The organism is Streptococcus sp. SG1 (genome assembly GCF_030439935.1).
GTDB classification, from domain to species: domain Bacteria; phylum Bacillota; class Bacilli; order Lactobacillales; family Streptococcaceae; genus Streptococcus; species Streptococcus gordonii.
Map to the genome: position 1 here is coordinate 127,643 of NZ_JAQFJC010000006.1, position 14,695 is coordinate 142,337.

The 14,695-nt window shown below is 40.7% G+C and carries 16 protein-coding genes; all 16 read left to right on the plus strand.

All coding sequences use genetic code 11. The features are described from left to right. Positions 1–59: 59 nt before the first annotated feature. On the plus strand, positions 60–1,883 hold the full coding sequence (lepA, locus tag PCY06_RS06620; RefSeq protein WP_061601858.1) for a translation elongation factor 4: 1,824 nt from the start codon (positions 60–62) through the stop codon (positions 1,881–1,883). A gap of 44 nt (positions 1,884–1,927) precedes the next feature. Then, entirely contained in the window at positions 1,928–2,563 is a 636-nt protein-coding gene (locus PCY06_RS06625; RefSeq protein ID WP_082307747.1) for a hypothetical protein, read from the plus strand. A gap of 89 nt (positions 2,564–2,652) precedes the next feature. Continuing rightward, a complete protein-coding gene (locus PCY06_RS06630) occupies positions 2,653–3,147 on the plus strand; it encodes a YkgJ family cysteine cluster protein (RefSeq protein ID WP_045773754.1) in 495 nt (164 codons plus the stop codon). Positions 3,148–3,343: 196 nt separating this feature from the next. Continuing rightward, the gene (locus PCY06_RS06635) at positions 3,344–4,177 is read left to right on the plus strand and encodes an AraC family transcriptional regulator (protein WP_048778609.1); all 834 of its coding nucleotides are present in this window, start codon (positions 3,344–3,346) and stop codon (positions 4,175–4,177) included. Positions 4,178–4,420: 243 nt separating this feature from the next. Further along, positions 4,421–5,110 (plus strand): YjjG family noncanonical pyrimidine nucleotidase, encoded by a 690-nt coding sequence (locus tag PCY06_RS06640; protein WP_048778612.1) that lies wholly within the window; start codon positions 4,421–4,423, stop codon positions 5,108–5,110. A 42-nt stretch (positions 5,111–5,152) separates the two neighbouring features. Further along, positions 5,153–6,982: an excinuclease ABC subunit UvrC gene (gene uvrC, locus PCY06_RS06645; RefSeq protein WP_048778614.1), complete on the plus strand. Its 1,830-nt coding sequence runs from the start codon at positions 5,153–5,155 to the stop codon at positions 6,980–6,982. Positions 6,983–7,101: 119 nt separating this feature from the next. Further along, positions 7,102–7,530: a hypothetical protein gene (locus PCY06_RS06650; RefSeq protein WP_048778616.1), complete on the plus strand. Its 429-nt coding sequence runs from the start codon at positions 7,102–7,104 to the stop codon at positions 7,528–7,530. A gap of 3 nt (positions 7,531–7,533) precedes the next feature. After that, positions 7,534–7,869 carry a hypothetical protein gene (locus tag PCY06_RS06655; RefSeq protein WP_048778619.1) on the plus strand — a complete coding sequence of 112 codons (336 nt, stop codon included), beginning with the start codon at positions 7,534–7,536 and terminating at the stop codon, positions 7,867–7,869. Continuing rightward, positions 7,866–8,561, plus strand: coding sequence for a hypothetical protein (locus PCY06_RS06660; RefSeq protein WP_048778621.1), 696 nt, complete (start codon positions 7,866–7,868; stop codon positions 8,559–8,561). Before PCY06_RS06655 ends, PCY06_RS06660 begins: the two co-directional genes overlap by 4 nt. Further along, on the plus strand, positions 8,537–9,013 hold the full coding sequence (locus tag PCY06_RS06665) for a hypothetical protein (protein WP_048778624.1): 477 nt from the start codon (positions 8,537–8,539) through the stop codon (positions 9,011–9,013). The genes PCY06_RS06660 and PCY06_RS06665 overlap by 25 nt, the downstream gene beginning before the upstream one ends. Further along, complete coding sequence (locus tag PCY06_RS06670; RefSeq protein ID WP_082307746.1) at positions 9,013–11,133, plus strand: hypothetical protein; 2,121 nt, start codon at positions 9,013–9,015, stop codon at positions 11,131–11,133. Before PCY06_RS06665 ends, PCY06_RS06670 begins: the two co-directional genes overlap by 1 nt. Before the next feature lies 1 nt (position 11,134). Next, positions 11,135–11,608: a hypothetical protein gene (locus PCY06_RS06675; RefSeq protein ID WP_082307745.1), complete on the plus strand. Its 474-nt coding sequence runs from the start codon at positions 11,135–11,137 to the stop codon at positions 11,606–11,608. A 184-nt stretch (positions 11,609–11,792) separates the two neighbouring features. Beyond that, a complete protein-coding gene (locus PCY06_RS06680) occupies positions 11,793–13,085 on the plus strand; it encodes a hypothetical protein (protein WP_082307744.1) in 1,293 nt (430 codons plus the stop codon). A 12-nt stretch (positions 13,086–13,097) separates the two neighbouring features. Beyond that, positions 13,098–13,754, plus strand: a complete 657-nt coding sequence (locus PCY06_RS06685; protein ID WP_048778047.1) for a hypothetical protein — start codon at positions 13,098–13,100, stop codon at positions 13,752–13,754. Then, the gene (locus PCY06_RS06690) at positions 13,751–14,065 is read left to right on the plus strand and encodes a DUF6572 domain-containing protein (protein ID WP_048778045.1); all 315 of its coding nucleotides are present in this window, start codon (positions 13,751–13,753) and stop codon (positions 14,063–14,065) included. Before PCY06_RS06685 ends, PCY06_RS06690 begins: the two co-directional genes overlap by 4 nt. 200 nt (positions 14,066–14,265) lie before the next feature. Continuing rightward, positions 14,266–14,598, plus strand: a complete 333-nt coding sequence (locus PCY06_RS06695; protein WP_048778043.1) for a hypothetical protein — start codon at positions 14,266–14,268, stop codon at positions 14,596–14,598. The last annotated feature ends 97 nt before the right edge of the window (positions 14,599–14,695 follow it).

Below are 14,695 nucleotides of genomic sequence, written 5' to 3' on the forward strand. Positions count from 1 at the left end.
TAGGAAAAATCGCGGGTCTTGTGTTATAATAAATAGAATACCCTAAAAGGATGAAAAAAATGAATTTAGAAGATTTGAAAAAACGTCAGGAGAAGATCCGCAATTTCTCCATCATTGCCCATATCGACCACGGAAAATCAACCTTGGCTGACCGGATTTTGGAGGCGACTGAGACGGTTTCCAGCCGGGAAATGCAGGCCCAACTCTTGGACAGCATGGACTTGGAGCGCGAGCGCGGTATTACCATTAAACTCAATGCTATCGAGCTCAATTATACCGCAAAGGACGGGGAGACCTATATTTTCCATTTGATCGACACCCCGGGACACGTGGACTTTACCTATGAAGTATCGCGGTCGTTAGCGGCCTGTGAAGGGGCTATTTTGGTTGTTGATGCAGCTCAGGGGATTGAAGCTCAGACCTTGGCAAATGTCTATCTAGCGCTGGACAATGATTTGGAAATTCTGCCGGTTATCAATAAGATTGACTTGCCAGCTGCGGATCCAGAACGAGTACGAACTGAGATTGAAGATGTGATTGGGCTGGATGCTAGCGAAGCAGTTTTAGCTTCTGCTAAGGCTGGTATCGGGATTGAAGATATTCTAGAGCAGATTGTGGAGAAAGTTCCAGCTCCGACTGGAAATGTAGAAGCACCACTCAAGGCCTTAATATTTGACTCAGTCTATGATGCCTATCGTGGGGTAATCCTGCAAGTACGGGTTATGGACGGTGTGGTCAAGCCTGGAGATACCATTCAGCTCATGAGCAATGGCAAGACCTTTGATGTAACAGAGGTCGGCATCTTTACGCCTAAGGCTATTGGCCGCGATTTTCTAGCTACAGGTGATGTTGGCTATATCGCAGCCTCTATCAAGACGGTACAGGATACCCGGGTCGGAGATACAGTGACCTTGGCGGATAATCCAGCCGCAGAACCTCTGCACGGCTACAAGCAGATGAATCCGATGGTTTTTGCTGGTCTCTATCCTATCGAGTCCAATAAATACAATGACCTGCGCGAGGCGCTTGAAAAGCTTCAGCTAAACGATGCCAGCTTGCAGTTTGAGCCAGAAACATCACAGGCGCTAGGATTTGGTTTCCGTTGTGGTTTCTTAGGCTTGCTGCACATGGACGTCATTCAGGAGCGTTTGGAGCGTGAATTTAATATTGATCTGATTATGACGGCGCCGTCCGTTATCTATAAGGTCAATATGACGGATGGTGCCTCGATTGATGTGTCCAATCCGAGCGAGTTTCCGGACCCGACTAAGATTGATTCCATCGAGGAGCCTTATGTCAAGGCGCAGATTATGGTGCCACAGGAATTTGTCGGAGCTGTGATGGAGTTGGCTCAGCGCAAGCGCGGTGACTTTGTGACTATGGACTATATCGATGATAATCGGGTCAATGTCATCTATCAAATTCCGCTTGCTGAAATCGTCTTTGACTTCTTTGATAAGCTTAAGTCTTCTACCCGTGGCTATGCTAGCTTTGACTATGAAATCTCCGAGTATCGCTCATCCAAGCTGGTTAAAATGGATATTCTCCTCAATGGTGACAAGGTTGATGCTCTCAGTTTTATCGTTCACAAGGAATTTGCCTATGAGCGCGGTAAGCTGATTGTAGACAAGCTCAAGAAAATCATTCCTCGTCAGCAGTTTGAAGTACCTATTCAGGCCGCTATCGGACAGAAAATCGTGGCTCGGACTGACATCAAGGCCCTGCGTAAGAATGTCTTGGCCAAGTGTTATGGTGGTGACGTTTCCCGGAAGCGCAAACTCCTAGAAAAACAAAAAGCCGGTAAAAAACGGATGAAAGCTATCGGATCTGTCGAAGTCCCACAAGAAGCCTTCCTCAGTGTCCTGAGTATGGATGATGAATAATCTCTTAAATCCATAGGTAACATGTTCCAAAAAGGAGGAAAATCATGAAACGATCGTACTTACTTGGTGCAGTCCTTGTATTGACTTCACTTACACTTATGTCTTGTGCAAAATCTCAACAAAAAAGTGAACAAACGAGCTCATCGACCAGTTCAAGTGTTCAAGTGAAAAAGGATAGTTCAGACTCTTCTTCTAAGGAAAGCAAGAGCAAAGCCAATCAAGAAAGAAAACGAGTTGGCTCTCCTGAGTTTGGCTATATCGATATTCCTAGTAATTGGGTTAAATTTGTCGATGTAGATGTTGAGGGACTCGTTCAATATACCGATGGCTCTACCTATAATATCGTTACTATGAATGCTATTTCTAAGTCAGAGGCAGAAGTAGGTGAGGGTGAGACCTTCAATGCAGAAACGATTGCTCAACGTGTAGCTTATAATTGGAGTCAAAAAGATAATCTTGAAAAGATGTGGGGAACTAAGAATACCGTATCTGGCCAAGAAGCATTTCAACTTAACATCATCTTGAAGTCAGGACAACTTGCTAATACATTGGTTTTCCAAAAGGATGATAAAGTCTATATACTGTCCATTGAAGGTGACAAAGAAACTATCAATGACTTCTTGGAAAACATGAAGGATACATGGAGTCTCGACGAAAAAAATTCAAATGCTAAGATCTAAAAGACTCAGAAAAATGAGATTGACTGAGGGTCATCTCATTTTTTGATGTGTTGATGATAAACACTAAAAAGATAATTAGAAAGTAAAATATGTCTCAAGAAATCGATCTTGAAAAGTACCACCAACTAGCCCTGCAAAAGCAGAAAGAGCATCGAAAATTTTTAGCCAGTCTCAAGAAAAAACCACCAAAAAACCTCGATAAGATTGCCCAGCAAATTCATGATGAGGTCTTTGAAGAGATCGACTGTACAGCCTGCGCCAATTGTTGTAAGACGCTGGGACCAGACTTTAAGGAAGCCGATATTGTCCGTATTGCCAAGTATTTTAAGATGAAGCTTCCGGCTTTTGAAGAGGAATTTCTACAGGTGGACGAAGACGGTGACAAGGTCTTCAAGTCTATGCCTTGTCCTTTTTTAGGTGGAGACAATCTCTGCTCGATCTACGATGTCCGTCCAAAGGCCTGCCGAGAATTTCCCCATACAGACCGTAAGAAGATTCATCAGATTAATCATCTGACAATTAAAAATACCCTGACCTGCCCAGCGGCTTATCTCTTTGTGGAGAAGCTGCGGGATAGGTTGTAGAGTTCCCCTCTAAATCTTGTACAAAAATTCTAGGGCGGAAGTACCTTAGATCTGCTAGACTATAGTTAGAATTGAACATGGCCAAAAAGCTGTGTGAAAAAGATAAGATTTTCTCGGAGCAGGAGCCCCTCCGTTAATTTTCTTATTTTCACTTTGTTTTTAACGGCCTTAGTATCTTTTGTGAGGTAAAAAGAATATGATGCATCAATTCAATCGAACCATGGAATACCTGGAAAGTAAGTTAGACGCAGAAGTGGATTTGCAGAAATTTCAGCAGCTATCAGGCTATTCTTATGCTCTCTTTAGCAGGCTCTTTTCTATCTTAGCAGATATGACTTTGGCGGAATACTTGCGCAATCGCAGGTTGTCAGAAGCTGTGACGGACTTACGGGAAAGCTCTGAGAAAGTCATTGACATAGCACTGAAATACGGCTATGAGTCTGCGGATGCCTTCAGCGCAGCCTTCAAGAAATTCCATGGTGCGACCCCCTCAGAAGTTCGAAATGGAAAACCTTATCGGGTCTTTCCTAGACTTCAATTATCCTTAAAGATTACAGGAGGAAAAAACATGGATATCAAGATTCAAAAGAAACCTGCTTTTACCGTAGCAGGCGTCCTATTGGAAGCTATTGACAATAGCCAGTGCCCAACTGCTTGGGATCAACTCTATGCCAATCATAGCCTTGAAAGCCTAGAGAATCTGGGCAGTGGTCAATCCTTTGGCATCTGCTCGGATGTCAAAGAAGGCGAAATTATCAACTATATGGCTGCTTATGATGTGACGGATAAAGCTAAAGCAGAAGAACTAGGTCTGTCAATCAGGGAAATCGCAGAAGCTGAATATGCTATCGTACCAGTTAAGGGGGCTATACCAGCTAGCATTCACAATGCTTGGAAATACGTTTTGGAAGTCTTTTGCCCAGAAACTGGCTATCGCCACTCAGGAGCACCAGATTTTGAAGTTTACACCGAGGGAGACATGTATTCCCCAGATTATCAAATGGAACTTTGGATTCCAGTGGTGAAATAAAATGTGAATCGAGGCTGGGACAAAAGTCCTAGCCTCTCAATTGTCTTTGGATTGTCGAGCAAGACGCAGTGGTTGAGTGGGCTCTACTACGCTGATTCCATCAGCTTTTACAGCCCAACTCAACTGTGCGGAGGTGGGACGACGAAATCGAATTCTAACGAATTACCGATTTCTGTCCCACTCTCGTTTTTTTGTGGCTTGTGGTATAATGAAGCTACTACAGTTACAGAAAGGATTTCAACCTTGTCATACAAATTTCTACTTTTCGACCTTGACCATACCTTGCTGGATTTTGATACGGCAGAAGACATCGCCTTGACTCAGTTTTTGGAGGAACAGGGCGTGACGGAGATTCAGACCTACAAAGATTATTATATTCCCATGAACAAGGGGCTTTGGCGGGATCTGGAGCAGGGAAGAATCACCAAGCCTGAGCTTGTCAATACGCGCTTTTCTCGTCTTTTTGCTCATTTTGGCATTGAGAAGGATGGCGCCAAGTTAGCCCTTCTCTATCAGCAGCATATTGCTCAGCAAGGCCAGACTTACGCAGGAGCCAGCGAGCTTTTGGACAGTCTAACAGCAGCTGATTATGAGATTTACGGAGCGACCAATGGCATCACAGCTATTCAGACCGGCCGTATGGCCCATTCCGACATTGCGCCCTATTTTAACCATATTTTCATCTCGGAGCAGATGGGGACTCAGAAGCCTGAAGCTTTGTTTTATGAAAAAATAGCAGAGCAGATACCAGCTTTTGATAAGAGCCAGGCTTTGATGGTTGGGGATTCATTGACTGCTGATATTGCCGGTGGTAACAATGCTGGAATTGATACGGCTTGGTATAATCCGAAGGGTTTGACGAATCAAACACAGGCTAGACCAACCTACATTCTCCAATCTTATCAAGACTTGTTGGATTTGTTGTTACAATAATAAGAAGAGGCGGTTCGGCCTCTTTTCTGCTATAATAGACCTATGAATAAGCTAATCCAATCAAAGCTGGAACTGTTGCCGACCAGTCCCGGCTGTTACATTCACAAAGATAAAAACGGTACTATTATTTATGTCGGCAAAGCCAAGAATCTTCGCAATCGGGTTCGTTCTTATTTCCGTGGCAGTCATGATACCAAGACGGAGGCTCTGGTATCAGAGATTGTCGATTTTGAGTTTATTGTTACTGAGTCTAATATTGAGGCTTTGCTTCTGGAGATTAATTTAATCAAGGAAAACAAGCCCAAGTACAATATCATGCTCAAGGACGATAAGTCCTATCCATTTATCAAGATTACCAACGAAACCTATCCGCGCCTGATTATCACGCGCCAAGTCAAAAAGGACGGCGGACTTTATTTTGGTCCTTACCCCGATGTAGGTGCAGCCAATGAAATCAAGCGGCTATTAGATCGGCTCTTTCCTTTTCGTAAGTGTACCAATCCACCTGAGAAGGTCTGCTTTTACTACCATCTGGGGCAGTGCAAGGCCCACACTATTTGCAAAGTAGACAGCCAGTATTTCAAAGAGCTGGCCCAGGAGGTAGCGGCCTTTCTCAAGGGTCAGGATGACCAGATTATTGAGGATTTACGGGGGAAAATGGCTGGCGCAGCGCAAGCTATGGAGTTTGAAAAGGCAGCAGAGTACCGCGACTTGATTCAGTCCATTGGCACCTTGCGAACCAAGCAGCGGGTTATGGCCAAGGATTTGCAGAATCGGGATGTCTTTGGCTACTATGTGGACAAGGGATGGATGTGCGTACAGGTCTTTTTTGTCCGTCAGGGCAAGCTAATTGAGCGCGATGTCAATCTTTTTCCTTATTACAATGATCCTGACGAGGATTTCTTGACCTATATCGGCCAGTTCTACCAGGAAAAATCTCACCTCAAGCCCAATGAAATTTTGATTCCAGCAGATATTGACGAAGAAGCCGTGAAGGCTTTGGTGGATACCAAGGTGCTTAAGCCTCAGCGAGGCGAGAAGAAGCAGTTGGTCAATCTGGCTATCAAAAACGCCCGAGTCAGCCTCCAGCAGAAATTTGACCTCTTGGAAAAATCTATTGAAAAGACTCAAGGTGCTATTGAGAATCTAGGGCAGCTCCTTAACATTCCAACGCCTGTTCGTATTGAGTCTTTTGATAACTCCAACATCATGGGGACCAGTCCTGTATCGGCTATGGTAGTCTTTGTCAATGGTAAACCAAGTAAGAAGGACTATCGCAAGTATAAGATTAAGACAGTAATAGGACCAGATGACTATGCCAGCATGCGAGAGGTCATCAAGCGACGCTATAGTCGGGTGATTCGGGATGGACTGACTCCGCCTGATCTGATTGTCATTGACGGTGGACAGGGTCAAGTGAATATCGCTAAAGAAGTTATCCAGGATCAGCTGGGACTAGATATTCCCATCGCTGGACTGCAAAAAAATGACAAGCACCAGACTCATGAATTGCTCTTTGGTGATCCTCTGCAGGTTGTAGAATTATCTCGCAATTCGCAGGAGTTTTTCCTACTTCAGCGTATCCAAGATGAGGTCCACCGCTTCGCTATTACCTTCCACCGCCAGCTCCGCTCTAAAAATTCCTTTTCATCGCAGCTAGATGGTATTGAAGGATTGGGACCAAAACGCAAGCAAAATCTCATGAAACACTTCAAATCTCTAACTAAGATTAAAGAAGCCAGTGTTGACGAGATCGTCGAAGTTGGCGTACCACGAGCAGTCGCAGAAGCGGTGCAGGAAAAGCTACATCTAGCAGACCAGCAGAAAGCAACGCTATCTGAAGTAGCAGAGCCGATTGAAAATATGAAATGAAAAATTAAATTGTCTGACTGGTAAAAATGTTTATTTAAGACCCATAATGTCGGGTCGTAGTGTAAATGTTTCTGTATTTATGGTAAACTAATACAAATAAAAGAAAGGCAAGGTAGTTTATGTCAAGCGATGCTGCATTAAGAAGTCAATACAATAGTATCAAGGCTAAACGAGACCGATACAAGAAGGTTGTTCAGGGCATTGAAAATAATAATTTAAACTATAAGCGTTCAACATCGGAGATGGATGAATACATTAATTATATTGACGATATTACCCAAAAGATTGATAGCAAAAGTGGTTACTTTTATATAGAAAATGCTTCAAGTAAATTAAAGACAAATCGAAATATACTTCAAGAGTATGTCGATTTTGTTCAAAATTCAAACTCTTCTTTTATGGATCTTTATAATGAGTTGAATACTCAAATTGCTTCTCTTCAAAGTCAGATGGACGAGATTAGAACAGAGTACAATAAAGACAAAAAAGGATTTGATCGTTTGGGAATAGATGAAAATTGGGCTGAAGTATTTGGAGGATTTTTTTAATTAATGGATACAAATATTAATGATATTAAGGACCGTTTTGCACATGATACAATTCTTTATGATGATAGTGAACTAAATGATTTAATTTCCCAGCTTAAGAGTGTGCATAATCTTATCAACTCGACAATTCCTACCCAGATCAGAGCTTTGTCTCAAAAAGAATCTCTCTGGTCTGGTGAAACAAAAGAGAAGTATTTAGGTTTAAAAGATTTTATCCTGCAATATCAAGCTGACTTTGCGGATGCTGTAGGTGAATTACACGAAGCAGCAGATGGTTTGGAGACTCTTTTTTATCACATAAAAGATGCAAATAAGATCAAGGAAATAGATAGTATATGAATTTTTCATTAGAAGCATTGTATGCCTTGCATATGATTAGCAATAATGGTTTTAGTGAGGAGATTTTCCTTCTACCTCTACCAGAAATAGCAGAGGAAGAAAAGCTAAAACAACTAAAGCAAGTTTTGGAACAAGGCTATGAAGACCTTAGAAATATGGGATTGATTGATGAAAATAACGATCCAACGACAGCATGTATGGCAAGAGGTATTTATCTTGAGCAGTATCAAAAAGCCTTTTCACACTGTGAGATAGATCAGCATTTCTATTGTGCTCAGTTAGTAGATTCGAATCGCTGGTATCATATTGTTATCGAAAAGGTTGGTGATAACGCATATACTGTGAATCGGATCCATAGTTTTCATTTTCTTGGAATGACGATTCAACTCCACGACTTTTTAAGCGACCAGAATCCAAGTAGAGATGTGAATCCGTTAGCTTCTTCTTGGAGACCCTATTCTGATGAGCGCTTGTTGATATACTATGGGAATAAACCAGCGCTGAATGTTTTAACGTATTCTGGTAAGAAAAAAACTACAGCCTATCTCTATTTGGAGGCTCCGTCTGGTATTTACCAGTATGATATGCTGGAAGAAAGGATTCGATCCGTAAGCACGGGGGAAATGGAAAAAGAGATTATCAAGCAGTTGAAAGTGAGGATAGAGCCATGCCAAAGATTAGTATTTCCTTGACAGAGCAAGAGGAGCTCTTGTTAGCGGCGCGTGAGTTGGTCACGAGTACAACAGATCTGACCATTAAGTTGCAGGGATTGGTTGAAAAAGTACCAGCAGTCTGTAAAGAAGGCTCTCTTCAGTCTAGAGTAAACGAACTATCATTGAATAGATTTACAGCGAAAGCCCAAACTTTTCAATCCTTGACTGAACTCCTATTTAATCATATCCAGACGACTTATCGAACGATGATTGATACAGATAAACTATTAGCTGCGGACATTGTCAATGCAGCTTTGGTGAATCCAGAGCTTGACGCTGAGACACGAAAAGCACTGGAACAAGATCCTCAACAGGCCTTTGAGTTGACGCGTAAGAATATAAAAGAAACTCAGTCTAAACCTGATTATAAAGGGCCAAAATCAGAAGATGCTATCCTCTACAGTGGACGAACCAATGAAGGGGGAGCTTGATGACAGAATATTATACAAATAAAAGTGATTTTGAAAAGGGCAAAAATTTGGGCATCATGGAGAACAATGTTCAACAAGTTGTTGACTTGCTCAATGATATTTCTAAAGCCGCAACCATCGTCCAAGATAATGACTTGGCTGACCTTTATATTGCTCAAGGAGGTGCCACTCTGGGCAAGGAAATGCCAGAAAAAGACTTTCTTGAAGCCGAACATAAAGTCCTGAAAATAATGGATGCTCTGAAGGATATTCATCGCGAAGTTGTTCAGAATATCGAGAATAAGTATATCAGTGGTCTTGAAGATGCAGTAGAAGCTCTCAATAAGGTCAATGAAGGGAAAAACCAATACAAGTCAGATCATTTAACCTATGAAGAAACAACAACAACCTATATAAACAGTGGGTTGGCTGGGCCGGTAGAGCAGACGTCAACAGAAACCAAACATTTTACCTTATCTGATATTCTAAATAGTGATAAAAGTCCGATCCCTGCCGCTGCAGTTAAATACAATGAAAAGCTAAAAGTTGCCAAACAGCGTCTAAAAGAACTTGAACAGTCAGACAAAGAAACCTATAATAAGATTAAGGACCTGACAGATAGAAAGTTGGTGGATAGCTTCTATCCAACCGAAATGGGGGAGTACAAGCGTCTTAAGTCTACTTGGTCCAAGGACAATGAACAGTGGCTTGGCTGGGTAGAAAACGGTGTTAAAATCGTTGGTGTTGGCTTGTTAGTTGTAGGTAGTATTGCTTCGGGAGGCACCCTAGCACCAGTAGCATTTGGGACAGGTACAGCTCTCTTAGGAGGAGAAGCACTCTATCGAGCAGGAGTTGGAGAGACGATCTCTGGAGATGTACTCTCAACAGAGCAACGCTGGTGGGCAGGAGCTGAGGCAGTTACGACGCTGGCGTCTGGTGGTCTATCCACAGCTACTAAGGTAGCAGGCACCACAGCTTCGGAGTCTCTCCTAGCTGCTGAGAAGTTTGCTCATATGAGTGCAAACGTCTATGATGCGGCTCAGTTTGGGCATGACTTTATGGAAGACCCTCAGATGGCCTTGACAAACCTAGCAACCAGTCAAATGATTGGTCGTACTATTGGTCATCTCGGTAGTAAATACAAGGCCTACCGAGCAAGTCAAACAGGCAATGTCGACATCCACAGTGGTGAAGCAACCAGTTTCAAAACCAACCTTAAAGAACAAGCCAACACAGCCTGGACGGACATCAAGACCAAGGCAGGTGATGTCAAGGTTCAAGTGGGAGAAGTTTTTGATAACTTCAAGAACCGTGTTTCGAATGTGAAGAATCAAGCCATCTCAGCTAGTACAGAGGCGCTTTCAAACAAAGTACGGAACTTTAGCGACGCCATAGAAACTGGTCGCCAAAATATTCACAACACGCTTGATTCCCTTGGGAATAAGAATCGACTTGCTTTTGTGACTGTAGATGACGTCCCAGTCGATTTACCAAAATCAAAAGTCTCAACCAAGATGGATGATCTAGCAGATCGCATCCAACAAATCTCAGTCGAACACAAACAAAAGATTGAAGCATTTGAAGGCAGAGGTGGAAATAGAAGTTCGAAATCTTTGCTTAATAAAGATGGTATATTTGATAATCCTGAACTTGAAGAAAGATATCAAAAGTATGTTCAGGGTAAACAGAAACTTGGGATTGAAGCTAATAAGATTCGAGACCGGTTGGATTGGAAAGAGGCAAGTGATTATTATACTCAAAATTCTCCTATTGCTCGTGGGAACAGGTTTAATAAAACTGTTAAGGAAAGCGATTTGTATCAATATCATGAGGTGAATTTAGAGAACGGGAAACGTCTAGATTCTTATGATCCTGATTTTGGGGAAATCATCTCTCGTAAAGCTACAGATTTAGATAAGATTCAGGAGAAAACTTTTAGAGGTTATTTACAGGAAATTCATGATAAATATTCTGTTGGCGAAACTATTCGTTCAAATGCATATCCAGAGCTGGATGGTCTAAAGTTAGAAGGTAAATATATACTGGAAGTCCCCGCGACTAATAGATTTTTGCCAGATATTGAGAGATATAAAAATATTGCAAGAGAGTACGATGTTGAATTAAGATTTACGGAGGAATAAAATGGCATTGAATCCAAAAGTTGAAAAAGCTTTAAAGGAAATTAATTTTGTAGAAAGATATGAAAATATTTCTAAAAAATACAGTAGAGAAAGAACTCCAAAGGGAGAGGAGTTAGACTATTTTGATGGCGATTTTCTGATGGAGATTGTTGAATTATTAGGCTACAAAGTTCATTATGATAAACGAGAACATTTTTTCTATATTGATTTGGAATCAGTCGGAAAATTTCAATTTGGTTTTCATTTTGCTCTTGAGTTTGGCCGATTGGAGTTAATTTGGGTTGTTTACGAGGGAAAGGAAGTGCTTCTTGGTTCTCCTTGGACTAGATATGCTAGGTTGATGATTGCACGTGATTATATTATAAAACAGCCAGTGATTTCCGACTACGTTGATTTTCGTGATGTCATGAAAATTGCTTTTGAAATGTATGAGGATTTCAAACAAGCATTTTTGAAGATTTCTGAAGAGGAGTAATTTTAAAAATTACAATTGACTTTAAATTTATTTTATTTCTAAAATGTGATAACCTAGTGTTATCACATTTTCATTATTCTAATATTTTTCTGTTACCGATAATACAGGATACATTTCAGCGGTAGAACTATGTATCGAAATTGTCAGCACAGTTTCCTCAAGTGGGATTTTAGCTTTTGCGATTTTGGCATGTATTGCCCTTTTAGGAGGAGAAGCACTCTATCGAGCAGGAGTTGGAGAGACGATCTCTGGAGATGTACTCTCAACAGAGCAACGCTGGTGGGCAGGAGCTGAGGCAGTTACGACGCTGGCGTCTGGTGGTCTATCCACAGCTACTAAGGTAGCAGGCACTACAGCTTCGGAGTCTCTCCTGGCTGCTGAGAAGTTTGCTCATATGAGTGCAAATGTCTATGATGCAGCTCAGTTTGGGCATGACTTTATGGAAGACCCTCAGATGGCCTTGACAAACCTAGCAACCAGTCAAATGATTGGCCGTACCATTGGTCATCTTGGTAGTAAATACAAGGCCTACCGAGCAAGTCAAACAGGCAATGTTGATATCCGTAGTGGTGAAGCAACCAGCTTCAAAACCAACCTTAAAGAACAAGCCAACACAGCCTGGACGGACATCAAGACCAAGGCAGGTGATGTCAAGGTTCAAGTGGGAGAAGGTTTTGATAACTTCAAGAACCGTGTTTCGAATGTGAAGAATCAAGTCATCTCAGCTAGTACAGAGGGGCTTTCAAACAAAGTACGGAACTTTAGCGATGCCATTGAAACTGGCCGCCAAAATATTCACAACACGCTTGATTCCCTTGGGAATAAGAATCGACTTGCTTTTGTGACTGTAGATGACGTCCCGGTTGATCTACCAAAATCAAAAGTCTCAACCAAGATGGATGACTTAGCAGATCGTATCCAACAAATCTCAGTCGAACACAAACAAAAGATTGAAGCGTTTGAGGGTAGAGGTGGCCAAACGGATAAACGTGCTAACGTTGAGTTTGTAGATGGTAAATTTACTGATCCTGATGTTCAAGATCGTTACGAAAGATACTTAGAAAGAAAAGCGAAACAGGGGGCGGTTCCTAGAGAGCCAATGGATTGGAAAAAAGTATCTGATCATATGGCAAATATTCGAAATCAGGGTCGTCAGTACGAACTAGAAAGATTAGAAGACTTTAAGAAAATTGCTACTGATGTTGAGGAACAAATAACGATTGACGTCGAGACTCCCGATGGTGAAATTGTTCGTACTCGAGTTGATGCTATGGGGTATGATAAAGAAACCGGTCAGTTATTGATTCAAGAGTATAAATCCTCTGTTAGCGCTCCGCTTACTCCAAACCAAGAAAAAGCATTTCAATTGATTAAAGATGGTGCAAATGCTCATGTTGTTGGTAAAGGGAAAGGAGTATTTAGAGGTGGCTTCGAAATTCCACCTGGAACTAAAATACCAGTAATAAGACCAGATTAGTGAGGTGATTGAATGGTTAAATTTTCAAAAATAGATAAACAATTAAAAAAAGAACTAAACCAATGCGTCCGCGTGGCAGCTAAGCGATTGAAACTTAAATCAAGAAGTGAGAGGTTTTTTGATAAAGTAGGAGACTATCTAGTTAAATATATGATCGATATTAAATTTCCAGATAATCAGTTTTCTATAACAATTCAACCTTCAATCAAACCCTATATTATTGATGATATCTTTTGGGAAGTTTTTGATATGCCGAGTAATTCGCAGGAGCCAATGAGTCTTCGAGCAGTAGGAGCCTTTACAGTCGATAGTTTATCATTACCATATAAAATGTTCAAAGAAGAATGGTCGATGGAGGATCTTGATTTAGAAAAAGTTGAATCCAAGGTTTTTGAGGTACTCTCAGAAGTGCATGAAGAAGTCTTAAAACTAATAAATAGCTTCCCAACATTTGAAGATTTTTATGCCTATGCAGTCGAGAATGGACCAAGCCTTGTGGGTTATGATTTAATAGGAATGCTGTTAATGATCCACCGGGAGCAGTACGCAGAGGCACTCCAAATGGCTGAAGATTTGATCGCAAAGCGTGAATTTGGGAGCTTCCAAAATAAGGATAAATGGATCAATGAATATATTGTGGATTATTGTAAAGAAAGGCTAGGAAAATGAGTGTATTCGAAACAGAACAAATTGATACAATGGGAGTTGTGAATGGGAATCTGGAGTTATTGATTATAGATACCTGTGACTGGAAATATGAAGATGAACATTTTGATTTGCTTGAAGATAAGCTCAACAATTATCTTCTTTACCTTGATAGTAAGCAGTATGTTCAAAAGTATGGAGATAATTTTAATGAAATTATCATTTCAATACATTTTATGTATGACTTAGTTGAGAATGCTGTGAAGTATTTAAATGTAGTCTCACAACAACTCGCTGAAGCTGGATATACCTTACATATTCACCTTCCGGAATAAAAGAATGATATTGAAAAGCCACTCTTGAGGTGGTTTTTTTGCATGAAGGTGCTACAATTGAATTGTGATTATTGTCTGATGATCAAGTGATTTTGATAATTGTTTAATGAGCATTTTTACGGATGGCATGGAGGAAATTGGAAGATGAGTTTACCTGGTGAACGAATAAATACAATTGAAGATTTTTAAAAGGAGAAATTATGCATAAATTTATCGCTAAAATAAAATCGGATTGTAATGAGATAAAAATCGTGAAAATTATACGAGATTTTAGTCATGAACCAATTGGAATAATTAAAGAAAAAATGGCCAATAATACATCTGTAGTTGAAACAGAATATTTGAATTTAGAACAATTGAAGGTTTTTAGAAAAAAACTGGAAGAAATAATTGAATTGGGTGGGAAGGTTCAATTATTTCTTGATGACGAAATTGTATCTATGCAGTTTTTAAGTAATGTAATAGAATCACAGGAAGATACAAAAAATCAAATTGAGCAAGATGACTCTTATATGTTTGATGAAGAAGATTGAAATTCATAAAATGAAGCAGATTTATTATTTTTAAAATAAACAATATTATTAAAAATGTGATATCCAAGTGTTATCACATTTTTTATATTCTCAAAAG

Bases quoted from the DNA above. Each gene is read 5' to 3' on its own strand.
- lepA (WP_061601858.1), top strand. From the start codon at position 60: ATGAATTTAGAAGATTTGAAAAAACGTCAGGAGAAGATCCGCAATTTC.
- PCY06_RS06625 (WP_082307747.1), top strand. From the start codon at position 1,928: ATGAAACGATCGTACTTACTTGGTGCAGTCCTTGTATTGACTTCACTT.
- PCY06_RS06630 (WP_045773754.1), top strand. From the start codon at position 2,653: ATGTCTCAAGAAATCGATCTTGAAAAGTACCACCAACTAGCCCTGCAA.
- PCY06_RS06635 (WP_048778609.1), top strand. From the start codon at position 3,344: ATGATGCATCAATTCAATCGAACCATGGAATACCTGGAAAGTAAGTTA.
- uvrC (WP_048778614.1), top strand. From the start codon at position 5,153: ATGAATAAGCTAATCCAATCAAAGCTGGAACTGTTGCCGACCAGTCCC.
- PCY06_RS06650 (WP_048778616.1), top strand. From the start codon at position 7,102: ATGTCAAGCGATGCTGCATTAAGAAGTCAATACAATAGTATCAAGGCT.
- PCY06_RS06655 (WP_048778619.1), top strand. From the start codon at position 7,534: ATGGATACAAATATTAATGATATTAAGGACCGTTTTGCACATGATACA.
- PCY06_RS06660 (WP_048778621.1), top strand. From the start codon at position 7,866: ATGAATTTTTCATTAGAAGCATTGTATGCCTTGCATATGATTAGCAAT.
- PCY06_RS06665 (WP_048778624.1), top strand. From the start codon at position 8,537: ATGCCAAAGATTAGTATTTCCTTGACAGAGCAAGAGGAGCTCTTGTTA.
- PCY06_RS06670 (WP_082307746.1), top strand. From the start codon at position 9,013: ATGACAGAATATTATACAAATAAAAGTGATTTTGAAAAGGGCAAAAAT.
- PCY06_RS06675 (WP_082307745.1), top strand. From the start codon at position 11,135: ATGGCATTGAATCCAAAAGTTGAAAAAGCTTTAAAGGAAATTAATTTT.
- PCY06_RS06685 (WP_048778047.1), top strand. From the start codon at position 13,098: ATGGTTAAATTTTCAAAAATAGATAAACAATTAAAAAAAGAACTAAAC.
- PCY06_RS06690 (WP_048778045.1), top strand. From the start codon at position 13,751: ATGAGTGTATTCGAAACAGAACAAATTGATACAATGGGAGTTGTGAAT.
- PCY06_RS06695 (WP_048778043.1), top strand. From the start codon at position 14,266: ATGCATAAATTTATCGCTAAAATAAAATCGGATTGTAATGAGATAAAA.